This is a genomic window from Streptomyces sp. NRRL S-378 (assembly GCF_000720645.1).
Classification (GTDB): domain Bacteria; phylum Actinomycetota; class Actinomycetes; order Streptomycetales; family Streptomycetaceae; genus Streptomyces.
Map to the genome: position 1 here is coordinate 95360 of NZ_JOBX01000024.1, position 21395 is coordinate 116754.

Genomic DNA, 21395 nt, shown 5'->3' on the forward strand with positions numbered 1-21395 from the left:
CGTCGTGTTCGCCCACCTCACGGGCAAGGCGCAGCCCGGCACGCGATACCTTCAGGAGTTCCGTTGGGCGAATCTTGGAGGCAGCGGCGTGAGCGTGCGAGTGACGGCGGCCCAGAGCGGCGTGGACCCCTTCGGCACGGCCCGGCTGCGGCGGGGGGTGCTCGACGCCTGGGGTGCCGGCCCGGCCCGGTTCCGCGAGGACGCCAATGCCGAGGAGGACCTCGCCCTCGGCGGCTACCGGGACCGGCTCGTCGTCGAGCTGGCCCAGAACGCGGCCGACGCCGCGGCCCGGGCCAAGGTGCCCGGCCGGCTGCGGCTCACCCTCCACCCGGGCGAGGGCGGCCCGGCACTGCTGGCCGTCGCCAACACCGGCGCACCGCTGGACGCGACGGGCGTGGAATCCCTGAGCACCCTGCGCGCCTCCGCCAAACGGGAGCCCGCCGCGGAGAGCGTCGGCCGCTTCGGCGTCGGCTTCGCGGCCGTCCTCGCCGTCTGCGACGAACCGGCGGTCCTCGGCCGCCACGGCGGCGTCCGCTGGTCCCTCGCCGAGGCCCGCGAACTGGCCCGCGAGGCCGCCGTCGGCAGCCCCGGCCTCGGCGACGAACTGCGCCGCCGCGACGGACACGTACCGCTGCTGCGGCTCCCCCTGCCCGCGGAGGGCACCGCCCCCGAGGGCTACGACACCGTCGTGGTCCTCCCGCTGCGCGACGCCGCCGCCGAGGACCTCGTCGAGCGGCTGCTCACGGGCATCGACGACGCCCTGCTGCTCACCCTGCCCGGGCTGTGCCAGGTCGTCGTGGAGACCCCCGCCGGCACCCGCACCCTCGACCGTCGCGACGAGGGCGCCTACACCGTCGTCGAGGACACCACCGGCTCCGGTACGCACACCAACCGCTGGCGCACCGTCCGCCACGGCGGTGCCATCGAGAAGGCGCTGCTCGCCGACCGGCCCGTGGAGGAACGCCTGCGGCCCTCCTGGGCCGTGTCGTGGGCCGTGCCCGTCGACACCGACGGCGCCCCGCTGCGCCCGACCACGGCCCCCGTGGTGCACGCCCCGACACCGACCGACGAGCCGCTGGGCATCCCTGCGCTGCTCATCGCGACCCTGCCGCTGGACACCAGCCGCCGCCACCCCGCCCCGGGACCGCTGACCGACTTCCTCGTGGAGCGGGCGGCCGACGCGTACGCCGAACTCCTGGGCACCTGGGACCCGGTGGGCACCGGGCTCGTGGACCTGGTCCCCGGCCCGCTCGGCAAGGGCGAGCTGGACGGCGCCCTGCGCGCCGCCGTACTGCAGCGGCTGCCCCGCACGGCCTTCCTCGCACCGGCCGCGCCGCCCGAGCACGCGGAGGAGCGGGTCGCCCTGCGCCCCTTCGAGGCCGAGGTGGTGGAGGGCGCGGGCGCGGACACCGTACGCGTCCTGGCCGAGGTCCTGCCGACCCTGCTGCCGGCGGGCCTGGAACGCCGTACCGAGCTGCGCACCCTGGGCGTGGGCCGGCTGCCGCTGGGAGACGCCATCGAGCGGATCGCGGGCATCGAACGGACCCCCGAGTGGTGGTACCGGCTCTACGACAGCCTCGCCGGAGTGGACCCCGACCGGCTGTCGGGGCTGCCCGTACCGCTCGCCGACGGCCGCACCACCATCGGGCCGCGCCACGTCCTGCTCCCGTACGCGGACACCCCGGAGGACCTGGCCCGGCTGGGGCTGAAGGTGGCCCACCCGGAGGCGGCGCACCCGCTGCTGGAGAAGCTCGGCTCGCTCCCCGCGACGGCCCGCGCCGTCCTGACCACCCCGCAGGTGCGGGCCGCCGTGGCCGCCTCCCTGGACGCCGGGGAGATCTGGGACGAGGACGCCGACACCCTGGACGCCGACGAGCTGGCCGAGGTGGTCCTCGGGCTGGTCCGCGATGCGGAGCTGGCGCCCGGGGACGAGCCGTGGCTGGGTGCGCTGGCCCTGCCGGACGAGGACGGGGAACTGACACCCGCGGGCGAACTGCTGCTGCCGGGCTCACCGTTGGCGGCCGTGATCCGCGAGGACGAGGTCCCGTACGTGGACGCCGAGCTGGCGGAGCGCTGGGGCGAGGCCCCGCTGACGGCCTGCGGGGTGCTGGCCGCCTTCCAGCTGGTGCGCGCCACCGACGTGGTCCTGGATCCGGACGAACTGGAGCCCCGCGAGGGCGACTTCGCCGAGCCGGACGACGCGGGGCTGCTGGACGCGGTGGACGTGTGGTGCGAGGACGTTCTGGACCAGCTGCCCGACCTGCCCGTCCCGCCGGTGGCGACCGAGCTGGTCGCCGTGCGCGACCTGGACCTCGTCGACGACGACTGCTGGCCGCAGGCCCTGGCCATGCTGGCGCGGCCGCCGCTGCGGGACGCGCTGACCCAGCCGGTACGGCTCCTGCTGCCGGACGGCACCACGCAGTCGGTGCGCCCGTACACGGCGTGGTGGCTGCGCGACCACCCGGTGCTGGACGGCCGCCGCCCGGCGGGCCTGCGCGCGGCGGGCGGCGACCCGCTGCTGGAGGGCCTCTACACCTCGGCGGACGCCACCGGTTTCGAGGACGAGCAGGTGCTGCGGGCGCTGGGCGTACGGACGTCCGTGCCGGCGCTGCTGGACGAGCCCGGGGGCGCGGCCGAGCTGCTGGGCCGGCTCGCGGACCCGGAGCGGGAGGTGACGGACCGGCAGCTGCACGGCCTGTACAACGCGCTGGCCGATCTCGACCCCGAGCAGGTGACCCTGCCCGACGAGCTGCGCGCGGTGGTGGACGGCGAGGTGGTCGTCGTGGACGCGGCGGACGCGGTGATCGCGGACGCCCCGGACCTGCTGCCGCTGGCGGCGGGGCTGCCCCTGCTGCCGGTGTCCCCGGTGCGTGCGGCGGACCTCGCGGAGCTGCTCCAGGTGCGCCGCCTGTCGGAGACCGTGCCGGCGGAGGTGACGACGCCGGGCGAGGTGCACGAGGTGCCGGAATCGGTGCGGGTGCTGCTGGGCCCGGCGACGCCGGCGACGTACCTCGAGCACGAGGAGCTGGTCGCGGGCGGCACGGAGCTTGACTGGCGGCGCACGCCCGACGGCACCCTGCACGCGTCGACCCTGGAGGGTGTGGCGGCGGGCCTCGCCTGGTCGGCGGGCCAGTGGCCGCGCCGCTTCGAAGTGGCGGCCCTCCTGGAGGACCCGTCCCGTACGGCGGAACTGGCCCGGGACCGCTGGTTCGACTAGGACGCGGCCGCGGTCTCCGGGCCGGTGCTCCCCGCGGTGACGGGGAGCAGGTCGGGGCGTTTGGCGGTGCGGCCGTCGCCGGAGGAGCGGCCGCGCAGGCGGCGGCCCAGCCAGGGGCCGAGGAAGGCGGCCGCCCAGCGCAGTTCGGCCGCGAGGGCCGCCCCCGGGGTGGGGGCGGTGCGCGGTGGCAACGGGTGCGTCCAGGAGTCGTCGCTGCCGGGGAGGCCGACGGCGTGGGCGAGGGCGGCGGCGATGCGTTCGTGGCCGACGGCGCTGGCGTGCAGCCGGTCGGTGGTCCACATCCGCGGGTCGGCGACGGCTTCCGGCAGGGCGGTTTCGGCGACGGTGACGCCGTGCCGGGCGGCGGCGTCGCGGATGCGGTCGTTGAGGTCGGCCAGGCGCGGGGCGAGGGGCCGGGCGAGGGGGACGACCCGGCCGAGGTCGGGGAAGGTCACGGTGGCCACGTGCGTCCCGGCCGCCGTGAGCGCGGCGAACATCGCCTCGACGTGGCCCGCGACCTCCGCCGCGTCGAACCGGGGCCGCAGCACGTCGTTGACCCCGGCGACGACGGTGGCGATGTCGGGGCGCAGGGCCAGGGCGGCTTCCAGCTGTCCGGCGCGGACCTGGCCGGCGAGCCGTCCCCGGACGGCGAGGTTGGCGTACTGCAGGCCGGGGCGGGCGGCCTCCAGGTGTCCGGCGAACCGGTCGGCGAAGCCGCGCAGGCCCGCGGTGTCGTCGCCGTCGCCGAGGCCTTCGGTCTGGCTGTCGCCGAGGGCGACGTAGCGCCGGTACTCAGTGCTCGGCACGGGTGGTCCGCCTCTCTCGCAGGATCGCCGCGCTGCGGCGGCACCAGTCACGGTGGCCCTGCTCGAAGGCGATGCCGCGCAGGCAGGTCAGGTACCCGCCGATGCGTTCGCCGTGGAGCAGGAACTCCTCCTCGTCCAGGTCGCCGCGCATCTTGCGCAGGACCTTGCCCAGGAGTTCGAGCTTGGCGTCGGCCGCGGACGCCCGTTCCTCGAGCTGTGCGATCACGGGCCCGGTGCCGATCCGGTCGGCGTTCTGGACCTTGACGAGGAGGTCGTCGCGGATGACCGAGGGTTTGGACGCGGCGGCCGCGAAGTCCTCCAGCTCGGCCCGGCCGGTGTCGGTGACCCGGAAGAGGCGTTTGTTGGGCCGTGTCTCCTGGACCACCTGCCGGCCCTCGACCAGGCCTTCCTTCTCCAGTTTGGCGAGCTCGGTGTAGAGCTGCTGGGGCGAGGCGTGCCAGAAGTTCGCGACGCCGATGTCGAAGGACTTCGCCAGCTCGTAGCCGCTGAACTCGCCGTCCAGCAGCGCCGCCAGTACGGCGTGTCGCAGGGCCATCGCGGCTGCCCCCTTCCTTTTCCTCGTGCTCCCCCGCATGATACTCACGAAACTGACTAGTCAATTCCTTGAGTATCACCAGTCGTGTTCGTATCCGCATCTGGAGGAGCCGTGGAGTCCGTGGAGTCCGTGGAGTCCGTGAGGGAGACCGCCGAACGCTTCCGCGCCGCCGTGGAGAAGCGTGATCTCTGCGCGCTGGAGGACCTGTTCACCGAGGACATCAGGCTGTACAGCCCGGTGAAGTTCCGCCCGTTCGAGGGCAGGCCGATGGTGCTGGGGCTCTTCGGGGTCCTGCTGCGCGTCTTCGAGGACCTGCGCTACGTCGGCCATTTCGACGGCGCGACGCAGACCAGCGGGGACGGCACCGAGGCGCAGGCGTCGGTCCTGCCCTTCCGGGCCACGGTGGACGGCAAGGAGATCCACGGCATCGACATGCTGCACTTCGACGGGGCGGGCCGGATCAAGGAGTTCACGGTGATGGTCCGCCCCCGGTCCGCGGTCCACACCCTGGGGCAGGCCGTCCTGGCCGGCCTCCAGGCGGACGGCCTGGCCTGAGCCCCGTCGTACCGGTCAGGCCGGGAACTTGCGGTCGACCCAGCGGAAGGTGAACTCGATGAGGGTCGCGGCGGCCGCCGCGACCGCCACCGCGGTCCACGGCATCGTGGTTCCGACCAGCTTGAGCTGGAAGAAGTCCTGGAGCCACGGCACGATCAGGACGATCAGGAAGGCACCGCCCATCGTGCCCACCAGGGCCACGCGCCACCACGTGTACGGGCGGGCGATGATCGCGAGGACCCACATCGAGGTCAGGAACAGGGTGAGCGTCGCCGCGCTGGTCTCCGCGGGCAGGGCTTCCGCGCCCGTGTAGTGGTGCCGGGCGATGAGGTAGGTGACGAAGGTGGCCGTCGCCGCGATCACGCCGCCGGGGATCGCGTACCGCATCACCCGTCTCACGAAGTGCGGCTTCGCGCGTTCCTTGTTCGGGGCCAGTGCCAGGAAGAAGGCCGGGATGCCGATGGTGAGGGTGGACAGCAGCGTCAGGTGGCGCGGCAGGAAGGGGTACTCGACCTGCGAGCAGACCACCAGGATGGCCAGCAGGACGGAGTAGACCGTCTTGGTGAGGAAGAGGGTCGCCACGCGCGTGATGTTGCCGATGACCCGGCGGCCCTCGGCGACCACCGACGGGAGAGTGGAGAAGCTGTTGTTGAGGAGGACGATCTGCGCGACCGCGCGGGTGGCCTCCGAGCCGGACCCCATCGAGACGCCGATGTCGGCGTCCTTGAGGGCGAGCACGTCGTTGACGCCGTCGCCGGTCATGGCGACGGTGTGGCCCCTGGACTGGAGGGCGCCGACCATGTCCCTCTTCTGCTGCGGGGTCACGCGCCCGAAGACCGAGTTCCCGTCCAGGGCCTCGGCCATCTCGGCCTGTTCGGGGGGGAGCTTGCGGGCGTCGACGGTGTTCTGCGCGCCGGGCAGGCCCAGCTTGCCGGCGACCGCGCCGACGGAGATCGCGTTGTCGCCGGAGATGACCTTCGCCCTGACGTTCTGGTCCTCGAAGTAGCGCAGCGTGTCGGCGGCGTCGGGGCGCAGCCGCTGCTCCAGGACGACCAGGGCGGTGGGCCTGACGCCGGTGGCGACGGCCTCGTCGTCCAGTTCGCGGGCGGAACGGGCGAGCAGCAGGACGCGCAGGCCCTGTTCGTTGAGGTCGTTGATCTCGTCGAGGGCGGAGTCCCCCGCCGGCAGCAGGACGTCGGGCGCGCCGAGCAGCCAGGTGTTGTTCTCGCCGTCGCCCTCGCTGAAGCTGGCGCCGCTGTACTTGCGGGCGGAGGAGAAGGGCAGGGACTCGGTGCACCGCCACTCGGCGCTGTCGGGGTAGGCGTCGATGATCGCCTGGAGGCTGGCGTTGGGGCGCGGGTCGGACTCGCCGAGCGCGCCGAGCACCTTCTTGACGTACGCGGGGTCCGCGCCGCCGAGCGGCCGCAGCTCGGTGACGTCCATGCCGCCCTCGGTGAGGGTGCCGGTCTTGTCGAGGCAGACCACGTCGACGCGTGCGAGGCCCTCGATGGCGGGCAGCTCCTGCACGAGGCACTGCTTGCGGCCGAGGCGGATGACGCCGATCGCGAAGGCCACGGAGGTGAGGAGGACGAGCCCTTCGGGGATCATCGGCACGATCCCGCCGACGGTCCGGGCGATGGCGTCGTTGAGGTTGTTCTCCTTGACGACGAGCTGGCTGATGATCAGGCCGATGGAGGTCGGGATCATCATCCACGTGACGTACTTGAGGATGGTGGAGATGCCGGAGCGCAGCTCGGAGTGGACGAGCGTGAAGCGGGAGGCCTCTTCGGCCAACTGGGCGGCGTAGGCCTCGCGGCCGACTTTGGTGGCGGTGAACGCGCCGCCGCCGGCGACCACGAAGGAACCGGACATGACCGGGTCGCCGGGCTTCTTCAGGACGGGGTCGGCCTCGCCGGTGAGCAGGGACTCGTCGATCTCCAGGCCGTCGGCCTCGCCGACGGACCCGTCGACGACGACCTTGTCGCCCGGGCCGAGTTCGATGACGTCGTCGAGGACGATCTCGGAGGTGGAGATCTCGGCGGTCCGGCCGTCGCGGCGGACGCTGGGTTTGGCCTCGCCGATGACGGCGAGGCCGTCGAGGGTCTTCTTCGCGCGCAGTTCCTGGATGATGCCGATTCCGGTGTTCGCGATGATCACGAAGCCGAAGAGGCTGTCCTGGATCGGCGCGACGATGAGCATGATCACCCAGAGGACGCCGATGATCGCGTTGAAGCGGGTGAAGACGTTGCCGCGGACGATGTCGGTGGTGGACCGCGAGGAGCGCACCGGGACGTCGTTGACGTCGCCGCGGGCGACGCGTTCGGCGACCTCGGCGGTGGTCAGGCCGCCCGGCTTGAAACGGGGCGCCGGTGGCTGCACGGGGTGTACGGGGTCCAGCTCCGCCCCGGCGTCGATGGCCGTGCCGGGTCCGCCGCTCGGCTCCCGCCCGTCATGGTCGATCCTCGCCCGCTCCGTCATGCCTTCGACGGTAAGCGGGGTCGGATGGCTTCACCCGCCGGGGAGCCCGAAGAAACGACTTCGGGATGACCCGAATCGTCCGCTGGTAGGAGGCCGTGCGCCCCACGGGGAGCCGGTTCCCGGGCGCGCTTCGCCCGGGGCCGGCACGGGGGCCGGGTCTGGGTCTGGGGCCGGGCACGACTCCGGTGCGGGACCGGCCGCCGGAAAGGAGTGGCTAGGGGGTGTCCTGCCGGGTGTGCCCGGCAGCAGTGGCGGCGGCGTGGCGCTTGAGGGCGGCGTCGCGGCCGCGGACGTACCAGATGCCGATCAGGCCGAGGAAGCCGCCGGCCGCGCAGGTCCAGACCCACCACAGCTGGCCGCGGTCGGCGAACCACCCGTAGAAGGGCAGCTGGACCACGAAGAGGGCGAACCACAGGATCGTGCCACCCGTGACCGTCGCGACGACGGGGCCCTCCAGGGGCTCGGGCGCCTCGTGTCTCGCAATCCATTTCGCCATGTCGCAAGTTTAAGCGGGAGCCGGATCGGCCCCACGCATGGTCTACGCGCGGAGATGGACGGCGATTCCCTGGTGTGTTCATACTGAAACGGTTTGGGCGCGGCCCATTTTCTTCGTATGAACCACCAATGAGGACCGTATGAGCACCCCGGCCCCCGCCCCCGCACCCGCCTCTCCGGAGCCCGCCCCGCGGGAACCCTCCGGCGGGCTGGACCGCTTCTTCAAGATCTCCGAGCGCGGCTCGACCGTCGCTCGCGAGGTTCGCGGCGGTTTCGCGACCTTCTTCGCCATGGCGTACATCATCGTGCTGAACCCGATCATCCTGGGCAGCGCGAAGGACATGTACGGGCACCAGCTCGACAGCGGCCAGCTCGTGACGGCCACCGTCCTGACGGCCGCCTTCACCACGCTCCTCATGGGCGTCATCGGCAACGTCCCCATCGCGCTCGCCGCCGGCCTCGGCGTGAACACCGTCGTGGCCCTCCAGCTCGCCCCGCGCATGAGCTGGCCCGACGCGATGGGCATGGTGGTCCTGGCCGGCTTCGTGGTGATGCTGCTGGTCGCCACCGGGCTGCGCGAGCGCGTCATGAACGCCGTCCCCCTGAGCCTGCGCAAGGGCATCGCCATCGGTATCGGCCTGTTCATCATGCTGATCGGCCTGGTCGACTCCGGCTTCGTCTCCCGCATCCCGGACGCCGCGCACACCACGGTCCCGCTCCAGCTCGGCAGCGACGGCCACCTGCACGGCTGGCCCGTCCTGATCTTCGCGATCGGCACGCTGCTCACCCTCGCCCTGCTGATCCGCAAGGTCCCGGGCGCGATCCTGATCTCCATCGTGGCCATGACCCTGGTCGCGGTCGTCGTCCAGCTCGTCGCCGACCTGCCCGACTCCGGCTGGGGCCTGACCGTCCCGGCCTGGCCCGGCAACCCGGTCGCCTCGCCGGACTTCGGGCTCGTCGGCCAGGTCAGCCTGTTCGGCGGCTTCGGCAAGGTCGGGCTGCTGACCGGCATCCTGTTCGTCTTCACCGTGCTGCTGTCCTGCTTCTTCGACGCCATGGGCACGATCCTGGGCGTCGGCGACGAGGCCAAGCTGATCGACAAGAAGACCGGCGAGTTCCCCGGCATCAACCGGGTCCTGTTCGTCGACGGCCTCGCCGTCGCCTCGGGCGGCGCGACCTCCTCCTCGGCGACCACCTGCTTCGTGGAGTCCACGGCCGGTGTCGGCGAGGGTGCCCGTACGGGTCTGGCGAACGTCGTGACGGGCGGCCTCTTCGCCGTGGCGCTGTTCTTCACCCCGCTGGCCACCATGGTCCCGTCGCAGGCCGCCACGCCCGCACTGGTCGCGGTGGGCTTCCTGATCCTGGCGGGATCGGTCAGGGACATCGACTGGAGCGACTTCACCGTCGCCGTCCCGGCCTTCCTGGCCATGGTGATGATGCCCTTCACCTACTCGATCACCAACGGCATCGGCATCGGCTTCATCGCCTTCAGCGTGCTGCGCCTGGCGACCGGCCGGGGCCGCGAGGTCCCGACCGCCATGTACGTGGTGTCGGCGGTGTTCGTCTTCTACTACGCGATGCCCGCGCTCGGCCTCGGCTAGCCGGCTCCGGGGGCGGGCTCACGTCAGCCCGTAGAACTTCTCCGTCTCGTCGACGGCCGCCTTGAAGCGCTCGTCGAAGTCGTCGCGAATGAGCGTCCGGACCACATAGTCCTGGACGCTCATTCCGCGTTTGGCGGCATGGATCCGGAGCCTGTCGAGGAGCTCCCCGTCTATGCGCATGCTCAGCACATGTGTCCCCATGCCGAAAGAGTCGGGGCAGAGGGGGCGCACGCGGGTCACTTTCGGCCGCCGACTCACCCGTACGAGTGACCTGGCACATACCGGGTGCATGACCGGGAAAACCGGTGTTCCTTAGCGAGAGTAATGAGTTATTCTAAGTACATGCCTGACCTCTCCCATGGCGACGACGCTGCCGCCGTGAACGACCTCCGCTCCGCCGTCATGCGGCTGGGGCGGCGCCTGAAGCACCAGCGCGTCGACGAGTCGCTGAGCCCGACCGAGATGTCGGTCCTCGGCACCCTCGCCCGCTGCGGCCAGGCCACACCCGGTGAGCTGGCGCGGCGGGAGCACGTCCAGCCGCCGTCCATGACGCGCATCGTCGCGTTGCTGGAAGCCAAGGGACTGGTCACGCTGGAACCGCACCCCGACGACCGCCGCCAGAAGGTGGTCCGCCAGACGGAGGAGGCCGAAGCGATGCTCGAAGAGAGCCGCCGCAAGCGCAACGCCTTCCTGGCCGGGCTCGCGGCAGAGCTGACCGAGGACGAATGGGCCAAGCTGCGCGCGGCCGCACCCGTCCTGGAGAAGCTCGCGCACCTGTAGGAACGACGCCAGGAGGCGAACGCTTTTGAGTACGGGAAACGGAGCAGACTCCGCACCCGGCCACATATCCACCACCACTACCGCCGCGGGACCCGCGGCACCCGCGAGCACGAACCACGGGATGTTCAGCTCGCTGAGGATCCGGAACTACCGGCTCTTCGCGACCGGGCAGGTCGTCTCGAACACCGGCACCTGGATGCAGCGCATCGCCCAGGACTGGCTGGTCCTCTCACTGACCGGCTCCGCCTCCGCCGTCGGCATCACCATCGCCCTGCAGTTCCTGCCGATGCTGGTGTTCGGCCTCTACGGAGGCGTACTCGCCGACCGGCTGCCCAAGCGGCCCCTGCTCCTCGCCACCCAGAGCGCCATGGGCCTGACCGGCATCGCACTGGCCGCCCTCACCCTGGCCGGACACGTCCAGGTCTGGCACGTCTACCTCGCGGCCCTCCTCCTCGGCCTGATCACCGTCGTGGACAACCCGGCCCGGCAGACGTTCGTCCCCGAGATGGTCGGCAAGGACCAGGTCGCCAACGCCGTCAGCCTCAACTCGGCCAACTTCCAGTCCGCGCGGCTGGTCGGCCCGGCGATCGCCGGCGTGCTGATCACCGCCGTCGGCTCCGGCTGGGCGTTCCTGCTCAACGGCCTGTCCTTCGCCGCACCCATCGCGGGCCTGCTGATGATGCGGACGAAGGAACTGCACCCCGTCGAGCCACGGCCCCGCGCCAAGGGACAGCTGCGCGAGGGCCTGCGCTACGTCGCCGGACGGCCCGAGCTGGTCTGGCCGATCGTCCTCGTCGGCTTCATCGGCACCTTCGGGTTCAACTTCCCGATCTGGCTGTCGGCGTACGTGAGCGACGTCTTCCACGGCGACGCCGGCACCTACGGGCTCTTCAACACCCTGATCGCGGCCGGCTCCCTCGCGGGCGCCCTGCTCGCCGCCCGCCGCGGGCAATCCCGACTGCGGCTGCTGGTGGCCGCGGCCGCACTGTTCTCCGTACTGTTGTTCGTGACGGCCTTCGCCCCCGGCTTCTGGCTGTTCGCCGCGCTGCTCGTGCCCATCGGCGTCTTCGGCCTGACCGTCAACGTCACCGCCAACTCCAGCGTGCAGATGGCCACCGACCCCGAGATGCGCGGCCGGGTCATGGCCCTGTTCATGATGGTGTTCACCGGCGGCACCCCGCTGGGCGCCCCGCTCCTCGGCTGGATCACGGACACCTACGGAGCACGCGTCGGCATGGCCTCGGGCGCCCTGATCTCCCTGGCCGCGTCCGTGGCCATCGGCGTCGTCCTGGCCCGTGTCGGCAACCTCCGGCTGCGGGTCGGCCGCCACGGGGTGACCTTCGTCCCGGCCGTTCCGCGCCACCGCGAACTGGTGACGGTGGCCTGACCGGATACCTCCGGCGGGGTCCGGCCCGGTGCCTCACGGCGCTCGGCCCCGGACCCCGCCGGGCTCCGCCCCGGACCCCGGCGGTCGGCGGCGCGCAGGGCATACGCTCACCGCATGAGACTGTTCGCCGCCGTTCTGCCGCCCGAGAAGGCCGTCGCCGAGCTCGCCGCCGCCGTGGACGCGGTCCACGACGACCGGCTGACCTGGACCACCCGAGCCGGCTGGCACTTCACGCTCGCCTTCATGGGCGAGGTCCGCGACGACGCGCTCCCCGAGCTGTACGCCCGACTGGAGCGGGCCGCCCACCGTACGCCGCCCTTCGCCCTGCGCCTGCGCGGCTGCGGGCACTTCGGCGACCGCGCCCTGTGGACCGGCGCCGCCGGCGAGCTCGACACCATGCGCCTGCTCGCCGACCGGGCCGACGCCGCCGCGAGGCGGGCCGGGATCCCGATGGAGCAGCACCACCGGTACACCCCGCACCTCACCCTGGCCCGCAACCACGGGCACGGCCACGGGCAGGGCCACGGCGGGGCCGCGCCGCTTCGCCCGTACCTGGACGCGCTCGCGGACTTCGAGGGCACGGCCTGGCAGGTGGACACGCTCAGCCTGGTCCGCAGCCACCTGCCCGTGAGCGGGGTGCGGGGTGAACAGCCCCGCTACGAGACCGTGCGCGCCTGGCCGCTGGCCGGCTGATCCGCGCAGGCGGCTCGCGAACGCCGTGAGGCGGCCCGTCCTGCAGGGACGGGCCGCCTCACGTGTCTTCACTTCAGGTGGTCACCACCCGCTGCCCAGCCGGTGCTTACCAGCCGCCGACGCCGATCTCCTTGCGGGCGCCCAGGCCGCCGGCACCGGTGCCCGGGTAGAGGAAGAGCTTGCCGGTGGAGTTCTGGACGGCGATCAGGTCGTCCGAGAGCTGCGAGTTCAGCAGGTCGCCGCCGATCAGGTCGGACATGCCGTTCCAGCCGCCCGAGCCGATCAGGATGCGCGGGCTCAGGTAGCCCTTGTCGCCGGGGTACATGAACAGCTTGCCCGTGGACTTCTCCACCGCGACCAGGTCCTGGCGGCCGCTGTTGTTGAGGTCCATGCCCGTCAGGTTGGACATGCCGTTCCAGCCGCCCGAGCCGATCTCCTTGCGGGCGTTCAGGCCGGTGCCGTTGCCCGGGTAGAGGTACAGCTTGCCGGTGGACTTCTCGACGGCCGCCAGGTCGGCGATCTTGTCGCCGTTGAGGTTGAGGGCGGTCAGGTTGGACATGCCGTTCCAGCCGCCCGAACCGATCAGGACGCGGCTGCCGCCGGAGGAGATCGTCGAGTTGTCGGCGCCCTTGTAGAGCCACAGCTTGCCGGTGGACTCCTCGACCGCGACGATGTCGTCCTTGCCGTCGCCGGTGAAGTCACCGCCGGTCAGGTTGGACATGCCGTTCCAGCCGCCCGAACCGATCAGGACGCGGTTGCTGCCGGAGGCGATGGTGCCGTTGGAGGCGCCCTTGTAGAGCCACAGCTTGCCGGTGGACGCTTCCACGGCCGCTACGTCGACGACGTTGTCGCCGTTGAGGTCGGCCGAGGCCAGGTCGACCATGCCGGTGGAGCCGGCACCCCCGTCACCGGGGCCCTCAGGCTTCGGCTCCGGCGCCTTGGTCTCGCAGTTCTTGCTGGTCAGCGACTTGGACCAGGAGCCGGAGCCGCCGAAGGCGCTGCCGTTGAAGACCGTGCGCTGGTCGACCAGGTCGTGACGCTGCTCGTAGTGCAGGTGGGCGCCGGAGGAGTTGCCGGTGCTGCCGACGATGCCGATCTGCTGTCCGGCCTTGACCGTGGCACCGGTGGACGTGTTGAAGCCGTTGAGGTGGGCGTAGACGGTGGACCAGCCGCCGCCGTGGTTGATGACCACGTACTTGCCGTAGCTGGAGCCGCCGAGGTCCCTCACCTTGGACACGACGCCGTCGGCGCTCGCCACGACCGGGGAGTTGACCGTCGAGCCGCCCTGCGTCCAGTCGATCGCGTTGGCGCTGGGGCTGTGGTGGGAGCGGGAGGCGCCCTGCCAGGTCTCGCCGCACTTGAACGGCATCTGGAAGTCGGGGCGGTCGTCGCCCGAGGTGGCCGCCATGGCCATCATCTGCGAGGCCTCGGGCAGGCCGAGGTCGGCGGCCGTCAGCTCGGTCATGTCGCCGTGCGGGTCCTCCGGGCCGCCGTCGGCGTTCGCACCGCCGGCGGAGAGGGCGACCGCGGCGACGGTGGCGCAGACGAGGCCGGTGGCGATGCGGACCCGGCGGGACATCAGGCGGGAGAAGGCGGAGGGGGCCGAGGTGGTGGCGGTGGTGGTCTCAACAGACATGGGAGTGCTTCCAAACCGGCACGAGGGTGCCAAAAAGAGCGTCAGGGAGGGGAGTTGCGAAAGGAGAGCGGGGAGATGCGCCGTGGCTACCAGCCGCCGGAGCCGATCTCCTTGCGCGCCCCCAGACCCGTGCCGGTGCCCGGGTAGAGGTAGAGCTTTCCGGTGGCCTTCTCGACGCCGACGAGGTCGTCGTTCGCGTTCGAGGTGAAGTCGCCGCCGATGAGGTCGTTCATGCCGTTCCAGCCGCCCGAGCCGATCTCGGTGCGGGCGTTGAGGCCGGTGCCGTTGCTCTTGTAGAGGAAGAGCTTGCCCGTCGAGCTCTCCGCCCCGACGACGTCGGTCCTGCCGTCGTTGTCGACGTCCATGCCGACCAGGTCGTGCAGTCTGTTCCAGCCGCCGGACCCGATCAGGACGCGGCTGCTGCCGCCGCCGATCGATCCGGTGCCGTTGCCCTTGTAGAGCCACAGCTTGCCCGTCGACTTCTCGACGGCGGCGACGTCGGCCCTGCCGTCACCGTTGAAGTCACCGCCCATCAGCTCGGTCATGCCGTTCCAGCCGCCGGAGCCGATCTCCTTGCGGGAGGAGAGACCGCTGCCGGTGCCCGGGTAGAGGTACAGCTTTCCGCTGGCCTCCTCGACCGCGACGATGTCGTCCTTGCGGTCGCCGTTGTAGTCGCCGGCGGCCAGGTTGGCCATGCCGTTCCAGCCGCCGCTGCCTATCTCCACGCGGTTGCCGCCGGAGGCGATGGTGCCGTTGGAGGCGCCCTTGTAGAGCCACAGCTTGCCGGTCGAGGCCTCGACCCCGACCACGTCGTCCACGGCGTCGCCGTTGATGTTGGCCGCGACGAGGTCGGTCATGCCGGGCTTGGGCGCCGGCGGGGTGGTCACGTCGTCGGCGATGTTCTTGTAGCGGACGGGCGCATAGGGGCCGTAGCCCGGGTAGTACGGGTAGTCGTAGACGCGGTGGTGGACGCCGCTGGGCGTGAAGTCGAAGCCCCAGTACTGCGTGCGGTCGGAGTTGGCCCACTTCTCGAAGAGGACGACGTGTCCGGAGGAGCCCGGGTCGTCGTCCAGGAGCGCGTCGCCCGCCTTCAGTTCGGACTTGGTGATCGACTCGGTCACGCCGCGGGAGGCGAAGCTGTTGGTGGCCGGCTGGAAGTCCAGGTCCCAGGCCATCGAGACGTAGCCCGAGCAGTCCGTGCGGTATCCGCCGTGACGGGCGCCGCTGTTGTAGTCCAGGCCTATGCCGACCCAGCTCTTGGCCCGGGCGATGACCGAGCTGCGGGTGATCTGCGTGGTGGTCGCAGCGGCGAAGGTCGTCGCCCGGAACTCCCCGTCGACCGCTTCCTCCTCGCCCTGGCCGGGGCTGCCGTAATCGGGGTTCGCGGGGGGTTCGGCGGTGACGGCCGCCGGTGCGGCGACCGCCGCGGAGTCGACGGCGACCACGGTGCCGGCGGCGACGGCGCCGGCGATCAGTGCGGCGACGGCTGCGTGGCGGGTTCTGGGCAGGTGTCGGGACATGGCTGTGCTCCGGTTCTGGTGGGTCAGGAGGTCTGGAGGGCCGGGAGCGAGGGCTCGACCGGCGGTCGTGCGAGGTGCGACGTGCTGGGTGCGATGCGCTGGGTGCGACGTGCTGGGTGCGATGCGCTGGGTGCGATGCGCTGGGTGCGACGTCCTGGGTGCGATGCGCGGCGTTCGAGGTACGGCGGTACGAGGTGTGGCGGACGGACAGCTGTCCTGCAGGTACAGCGGTCCTGGGGATCCTGCGGATGGTGCGGGCGCGGCGCGTCTAGCGGGAGCCGGCCACCCCGGTGAGCGGGGCGGGCGGGGTACCCGCCGGGCCTGCCGTTCCGGTCGCCGGGACCGGGTGGGCCGGGGCGTGGGCGGAGGCCATCGGGGCGACGGAGGTGATGCCGAGGGTGAGGGCGACGACCGCGGTGGCCCTGAGGATTCCCGTACGCATGGGGGCTTCGTCCTTCCGAAACGAAATGATCTGGTGGCTGGAACCCATCGCCCCAGGACGTCCCGCGGTCCCGTCCGTTGAAGGGCTTTCAGGGCCTTCGGTGCTCGTCCCCGGGGGGCTGCCCCGCTGACAAGAAATAGATTCGCCGCTGCCCGGGCCGGACGGAAGAGAGATCGACTGGCCCGAACGGGCCATGGCCGGACCCGTCCACGATGGCCTGATCCGGCCCCTCGTCCGCCCTCCCCATCCCGCACACACGAAAGCCGCCCGGCGGGACCACTCTCGTGGTCCCGCCGGGCGGCTTTCGTACGGCGTGACGGCTGCGGTACCCCCGCTAGGCGCGCGTGGGCAGCCAGCCCTCCTGGACGGCCCGGACCCCGGCCTCGAAGCGGCTGCGGGCACCGAGCCGCTCCATCAGCTCGTTGGCGATGCGCCGGGCCGTGCGCGAGGAGACGCCCAGCCGCTTGGCTATCGCGTCGTCCGTGTGCCCCTCGGCCAACAGCCTTACTGCTGCTGCCTGTTGCGCGGTCAAACCGTCCGGCCCGAGGACCGCCACCTCCGCCAGCGGCTGCGCCGCCGCCCACGTCGACTCGAAGAGCGCGCAGAGGGCGACCAGCATGCCGTGCCCGGTCAGGACGACCGCGCCCGCCGCGGAGTCGTCGCTCACCGGGATCAGCGCCGTCCTGCGGTCCACGATGAGCATCCGCGTCGGCAGCGACGCCACCGTACGGACCTGGCCGCCGAGCTCCGTGAGCCAGTTCGCGTGCTCGATGGAGGGGCGGCTGTTGCGCACGCTGTCCAGGTAGACGGTGCGCATGCGGACGCCGCGTTCGAGCAGCGTCCTGTTCAGCGGGCGCGACGCGGCCAGGGCCGTCTCGCTCAGCGTGGCGTCCGGCGAGAACGCCAGGAGCTCCTCCTTCGTCTCCCGGGTCAGCGCGACCAGCCGGTCACGGACCGCGTCGAGGCCGATGAGCTGCTCCACGCCCGGATGCCGGGCGGCCGGCCGCAGCTCCGAGTACTCCGAGATCAGCCGGGCCGCGGCGGCCCGGGACGCCTCCAGCCGCTGCTGCTGCGCGGCGAGTTCCGCCTGCCCGCGGGCCATCAGGATCTCCATCCCGATGTCCGGGGAGACGGCGCGCAGCCGCCCGCTGTCGTCGGCCGACGGCTGGACCAGGGCCAGCTCGCTCAGCAGGTCCAGGGCCTCGCGTACGTCGCCCTCGCCGATCCCCACGGCACCGGCGAGCGCGGCGACGCCCGACCCGGGTTCCATGAGCATGGCGCGGTAGACGGCCTCGGCTCTCGCATCGAGGCCCAGTTCGGTCAACATGTGGTTCCCCCCACCCCGTTGGCACTTCAACCAGAAGATCATCTCAAAGAAGCGCCGGCTGGCCAGATGTGTCCAGGGCCACAAACGGCCACCCGGTTCGGTGTCCTGCACGGGTCCGGTGGGGCGACCGTGGAGGCATGTACCTCGTCCATGCCCGTCTGCGGACGGTCCCTCCGGTGGAAGTGCCCGATGACCTGCGCGAGGCCGCCCGTGCCGGGCTGCGCCCGCGGGACCGGGTGGAGCACCTGGCCGTGCACCCGCAGTCCGCGGAGCACTTCACCCTCGGTTTCTACCTGCTCTCGGAATCCCTGGAGGAGGCGGAGCGGCACGCCGAGTCCGTCTGCCGCCGCCTGCTCGGCGCGCGGGTGCTGCCCACCGCGCGCCTGCTGGACGTCGGCGTCCCGCTGATGCCACTGGCCCTGCTGGAGCAGCGGAGCGGCTGACTCCGCAGGGCTGCCCGGGGGCGGTTCGGGCCGGGCCCCGGGGCCGGCCCTTGACTCGTGCGAGCCCTCGTCCGTGCCTGCGTCCGCGCCCGCGTCCGTGTCCTCATCCGTCCACGGACGGTTTGGGCCAGCCGATATCTCTTCACCCCCCGCTGAGCTGCGGCTTAGCTATGTCTCACCGGAAAGGGACAGCGCCACCGCGGGGTGCGGGACCGACCGGGAAGCCACTGACACGCACGCCGCCTCACGGCACCTCCGAAGGGACACCGGTCATCATGAACACCACCCGCATCGTCAAGGCCGCCGCGGTCGTCGCCCTCGCCCTCGTCCTCGGCGCCCCGGCCGTCGCCTCCGCGGCCCCGGTTTCCGCCGCGAAGCCCCCGGTCGCCGCCCAGAACGGTGACATGAGCTGGCAGTGACCGCCCGGCCACGGCCGGCAGCGCACCCACCACGGCACAGCCCCTGCGTCCACGATGCGGGGGCTGCCGCGTTACGCTCGACGGGTGGATCCCAAGACCAGAAACCGTGTGATGGCCGGCGTGCTCGTGCTGATGTTCCTCGTCGTCGCCGTGGCGGCCGCCACCGGGCAGTAGGCCCTGCGGCGGCCGTCGGCGGCGCCTACCAGGCGAAGGCCTCCGGCGAGGGCCCCGGACCGGGGAAGATCTCGTCCAGCCCGGTCAGCACGTCCTCGCCCAGCTCCAGCTCCACGGCGCGCAGCGCCGAGGCGAGCTGCTCCGGCGTACGCGGCCCGACGATCGGCCCGGTGACCCCGGGACGCGTCAGCAGCCAGGCCAGCCCGACCTCGCCCGGCTCCAGGCCGTGCTTGTCGAGCAGGTCCTCGTACGCCTGCACCTGCGCGCGCACGGCGCTGTTCGCGAGGGCGTCCGCCGACCGCCCGGAGGCCCGGCGGCCGTCGACGGCCTCCTTCTTGATGACCCCGCCCAGCAGCCCGCCGTGCAGCGGGGACCACGGGATGACGCCGAGCCCGTACTCCTGGGCCGCCGGGATGACCTCCATCTCGGCGCGCCGCTCCGCGAGGTTGTAGAGGCACTGCTCGCTGACCAGGCCGAGCCGCCCGGTGCGCGCCGCGACCTCGTTGGCCTGGGCGATCTTGTAGCCGGGGAAGTTGGAGGAACCGGCGTAGAGGATCTTGCCCTGCTGTACGAGGACCTCGACGGCCTGCCAGATCTCCTCGAAGGGGGTCCGCCGGTCCACGTGGTGGAACTGGTAGAGATCGATGTAGTCGGTCTGCAGCCGCTTGAGGCTGGCGTCGACGGCCCGCCGGATGTTCAGCGCCGACAGACGGTCGTAGTTGGGCCAGGTCTCGCCCTCGCGGGACATGGAGCCGTAGACCTTGGTGGCGAGGACCGTCTTCTCGCGCCGCCCGCCGCCCTGGGCGAACCAGGTGCCGATGATCTCCTCGGTGCGGCCCTTGTTCTCACCCCACCCGTACACATTGGCCGTGTCGAAGAAGTTGATGCCCGCGTCGAGGGCCGAATCCATGATCGCGTGGCTTTCGGGCTCCGTGGTCTGGGGTCCGAAGTTCATGGTGCCGAGTACAAGTCGGCTGACCTTGAGGCCGGTACGTCCGAGCTGTGTGTACTTCATGGGTCACTAGCCAACTGCTTGGAGTGCACTCGAGGCAAGACCCTCCCGTGAAGGGCGTGTTACGGGTCCCGGGCCGGGCGGTAGGGGGCTCCGATGCCCCAGGCCTGGTGGAGGACCGCCGCGAACTCCCCCGCCAGCCGGTGTTCGCCGGAGGCGTTGGGGTGGGTGCCGTCGTAGGTGTCGTGGTGGATGTCGTACGAGGCCGGGCGGGCGGCCAGCAGGATCGGCGAGGCGTCCGTGGTGAGGTCGGCGACGGCCTTCGCGAGGAGCTCGTTGAAGCGGGTCACCTCGGCGGCGAAGGGGGCGTCCTCCTCGGCCCGGCTGTTCGGGATGACCGGCAGCAGCACCATGCGGACGCCGGGACGGGCGGCGCGGGCCCCCGCTATGAAGCGGCGGACGTTGTCGGCGGTCTGCTCGGCGTCGGTGTAGAAGCCGAGGTCGATCAGCCCCAGGGAGACCAGGAGTACGTCGGGGCGGTGCGCGGCCACGGTCTCGCCCATGACGGGGGCCATGTGCTGCCAGCCCTCGCCCCAGCCGGCCAGGTGGCGGCGGGCGTGCTCCGGGAAGCCCGGGTCGGCGTAGTCGTGGCTGACGGCCGCGTCGGCGGTGGTGTCGTAGACCTCGCAGCGCGGGCCGACGATCCGGTAGGGGCCGCCGAAGGTCGAGTCGAGGTGCTGCCACATCCGGTAGCGCCAGGTGTAGTCGCCGGCGCGTCCGATGGTCATGGAGTCGCCGACGAACATGAAACGCATCCGGTCATCATCGCGGATCACGCGACAGAAACCCCTGTGACGCCGGACACGCGGCACCTCCTGGCAGGCTGGGAGGATGCGCCTGTCCCCGCCGTCCGCCGCCGCCCGCGCGAGCGCCGCCGCCACCGCCCTGACCGCCGCCGTCGTCGTCGCCGTGCTGCCGGGGGCGGCGTCCGCCGCGCAGTCCCCCGGGGCGTCCTCGTTCACCATCTCCGATCCGAGGATCAAGGAGTCGAGCGGGCTGGCGGCCAGCCGCCTCCATCCGGGGGTCTACTGGACGCACAACGACAGCGAGGACGGCCCGTACGTCTACGCGGTGGACTCGGCCACCGGCAGCACGGTGGCCCGGGTGACGCTGACGGGCATCGGCAGGCCGCGCGACGTCGAGGCGATCTCGCTGGGCCCGGACGGGCAGCTCTACGTGGGGGACATCGGCGACAACCGGGGCGGCACCTGGGACCACGTGTGGATCTACCGCTTCCAGGAGCCACGGCAACTGGGTGATGTCACCGTCAAGGCAACGCAGTTCACGGTGCGGTACGAGGACGGGCCGCGCGACGCCGAGTCCCTGATGGTGCATCCGGTGACGGGCCGGGTCTACATCGCGAGCAAGCACGAGAGCAGGGGCGGCCTGTACGAGGGTCCCGCGGAGCTGTCGGCGGGCGGGGCCAACGTGTTCCGGCGGGTCGCCGACGTCCCGTGGGTGACGGACGGGGCGTTCTCCCCGGACGGGAACCGGCTGGCCCTGCGCGGCTACTTCACCGCCCGGACGTACCCGTGGAAGGACGGCCGGCCGCAGGGCGAGGGCGAGCGGGTCGACGCGCCGTGGCAGGGGCAGGCGGAGTCGGTGACGTACGCGGCGGACGGCTCGACGCTCATGTTCGGCTCGGAGGGCGCGAGCAGCCGGGTCGTCGCGGTCCCGGTGGCCGCGGCGGCCACGCCCGGTGGTTCGGCCTCGCCGCAGCCGGGGTCCCCTCCGGACGCGGCGGCCGCGCCGGAGCCGACGGGCGGCTTCGGCAAGGGCGCCCTGGTCCTGGCGGGCGGCCTGGCCCTGGTCTTCGGTGCGAAGCGCCTCTTCCGGCGCCGCGCGCGGGACTGA

At 72.1% G+C, this 21395-nt stretch carries 20 protein-coding genes; 9 read left to right on the forward strand and 11 right to left on the reverse strand.

Annotated elements, in window-relative coordinates; all coding sequences use genetic code 11:
- Positions 1-100: 100 nt before the first annotated feature.
- Complete coding sequence (locus tag IH80_RS0118665; protein ID WP_386398581.1) at positions 101-3217, forward strand: sacsin N-terminal ATP-binding-like domain-containing protein; 3117 nt, start codon at positions 101-103, stop codon at positions 3215-3217.
- Here IH80_RS0118665 and IH80_RS0118670 read toward each other — a convergent pair.
- Positions 3214-4023, reverse strand: a complete 810-nt coding sequence (locus tag IH80_RS0118670; protein WP_030961813.1) for an SGNH/GDSL hydrolase family protein — start codon at positions 4021-4023, stop codon at positions 3214-3216. The genes IH80_RS0118665 and IH80_RS0118670 overlap by 4 nt on opposite strands.
- Positions 4010-4579 carry a PadR family transcriptional regulator gene (locus tag IH80_RS0118675; RefSeq protein WP_030961814.1) on the reverse strand — a complete coding sequence of 190 codons (570 nt, stop codon included), beginning with the start codon at positions 4577-4579 and terminating at the stop codon, positions 4010-4012. The genes IH80_RS0118670 and IH80_RS0118675 overlap by 14 nt, the downstream gene beginning before the upstream one ends.
- A gap of 111 nt (positions 4580-4690) precedes the next feature.
- On the opposite strand from IH80_RS0118675, the gene IH80_RS0118680 reads away from it, so the two are divergent.
- Entirely contained in the window at positions 4691-5134 is a 444-nt protein-coding gene (locus IH80_RS0118680) for a nuclear transport factor 2 family protein (protein ID WP_234432283.1), read from the forward strand.
- A 15-nt stretch (positions 5135-5149) separates the two neighbouring features.
- On the opposite strand, the gene IH80_RS0118685 is transcribed toward IH80_RS0118680, so the two are convergent.
- Positions 5150-7612: a cation-translocating P-type ATPase gene (locus IH80_RS0118685; RefSeq protein WP_030961816.1), complete on the reverse strand. Its 2463-nt coding sequence runs from the start codon at positions 7610-7612 to the stop codon at positions 5150-5152.
- 214 nt (positions 7613-7826) lie between these two features.
- Positions 7827-8108, reverse strand: coding sequence for a DUF2530 domain-containing protein (locus tag IH80_RS0118690; RefSeq protein WP_030961819.1), 282 nt, complete (start codon positions 8106-8108; stop codon positions 7827-7829).
- A gap of 139 nt (positions 8109-8247) precedes the next feature.
- Between IH80_RS0118690 and IH80_RS0118695 the strand changes: the two genes are divergently transcribed.
- Positions 8248-9708, forward strand: a complete 1461-nt coding sequence (locus IH80_RS0118695; protein ID WP_030961820.1) for an NCS2 family permease — start codon at positions 8248-8250, stop codon at positions 9706-9708.
- A gap of 18 nt (positions 9709-9726) precedes the next feature.
- Here the strand turns inward: IH80_RS0118695 and IH80_RS0118700 are convergent, their stop codons facing one another.
- Positions 9727-9909, reverse strand: a complete 183-nt coding sequence (locus tag IH80_RS0118700; protein ID WP_030010567.1) for a hypothetical protein — start codon at positions 9907-9909, stop codon at positions 9727-9729.
- A gap of 141 nt (positions 9910-10050) precedes the next feature.
- Between IH80_RS0118700 and IH80_RS0118705 the strand changes: the two genes are divergently transcribed.
- The 3 genes from IH80_RS0118705 (at position 10051) to thpR (ending at position 12568) form a co-directional block, all read left to right on the forward strand.
- A complete protein-coding gene (locus IH80_RS0118705; protein ID WP_030662370.1) occupies positions 10051-10488 on the forward strand; it encodes a MarR family winged helix-turn-helix transcriptional regulator in 438 nt (145 codons plus the stop codon).
- A 25-nt stretch (positions 10489-10513) separates the two neighbouring features.
- Positions 10514-11875, forward strand: a complete 1362-nt coding sequence (locus tag IH80_RS0118710) for an MFS transporter (protein ID WP_078906611.1) — start codon at positions 10514-10516, stop codon at positions 11873-11875.
- Between the two features lie 114 nt (positions 11876-11989).
- Positions 11990-12568 carry an RNA 2',3'-cyclic phosphodiesterase gene (gene thpR / locus IH80_RS0118715; protein WP_030961823.1) on the forward strand — a complete coding sequence of 193 codons (579 nt, stop codon included), beginning with the start codon at positions 11990-11992 and terminating at the stop codon, positions 12566-12568.
- Positions 12569-12674: 106 nt separating this feature from the next.
- On the opposite strand, the gene IH80_RS40900 is transcribed toward thpR, so the two are convergent.
- The 4 genes from IH80_RS40900 to IH80_RS0118735 all read right to left on the reverse strand — a co-directional run bounded on the left by IH80_RS40900 (position 12675) and on the right by IH80_RS0118735 (position 17493).
- Positions 12675-14204, reverse strand: coding sequence for a peptidoglycan DD-metalloendopeptidase family protein (locus IH80_RS40900; RefSeq protein ID WP_051809513.1), 1530 nt, complete (start codon positions 14202-14204; stop codon positions 12675-12677).
- A gap of 86 nt (positions 14205-14290) precedes the next feature.
- On the reverse strand, positions 14291-15724 hold the full coding sequence (locus IH80_RS40905) for an FG-GAP repeat domain-containing protein (RefSeq protein ID WP_051809515.1): 1434 nt from the start codon (positions 15722-15724) through the stop codon (positions 14291-14293).
- Positions 15725-15992: 268 nt separating this feature from the next.
- Complete coding sequence (locus IH80_RS44780; protein WP_158943511.1) at positions 15993-16166, reverse strand: hypothetical protein; 174 nt, start codon at positions 16164-16166, stop codon at positions 15993-15995.
- Between the two features lie 334 nt (positions 16167-16500).
- On the reverse strand, positions 16501-17493 hold the full coding sequence (locus tag IH80_RS0118735; RefSeq protein WP_030961828.1) for a helix-turn-helix transcriptional regulator: 993 nt from the start codon (positions 17491-17493) through the stop codon (positions 16501-16503).
- A gap of 176 nt (positions 17494-17669) precedes the next feature.
- Here IH80_RS0118735 and IH80_RS0118740 point away from each other — a divergent pair, with 176 nt between their 5' ends.
- A complete protein-coding gene (locus tag IH80_RS0118740; protein WP_234432284.1) occupies positions 17670-17936 on the forward strand; it encodes a hypothetical protein in 267 nt (88 codons plus the stop codon).
- A 275-nt stretch (positions 17937-18211) separates the two neighbouring features.
- Positions 18212-18355, forward strand: a complete 144-nt coding sequence (locus IH80_RS44785; protein WP_157879769.1) for a hypothetical protein — start codon at positions 18212-18214, stop codon at positions 18353-18355.
- Positions 18356-18554: 199 nt separating this feature from the next.
- Here IH80_RS44785 and IH80_RS0118755 read toward each other — a convergent pair whose 3' ends face one another.
- Positions 18555-19544 (reverse strand): aldo/keto reductase, encoded by a 990-nt coding sequence (locus tag IH80_RS0118755; protein ID WP_030961831.1) that lies wholly within the window; start codon positions 19542-19544, stop codon positions 18555-18557.
- 59 nt (positions 19545-19603) lie between these two features.
- Positions 19604-20296: a GDSL-type esterase/lipase family protein gene (locus tag IH80_RS0118760; protein ID WP_030961832.1), complete on the reverse strand. Its 693-nt coding sequence runs from the start codon at positions 20294-20296 to the stop codon at positions 19604-19606.
- A gap of 76 nt (positions 20297-20372) precedes the next feature.
- Between IH80_RS0118760 and IH80_RS0118765 the strand changes: the two genes are divergently transcribed.
- Complete coding sequence (locus tag IH80_RS0118765) at positions 20373-21395, forward strand: hypothetical protein (RefSeq protein ID WP_030961833.1); 1023 nt, start codon at positions 20373-20375, stop codon at positions 21393-21395.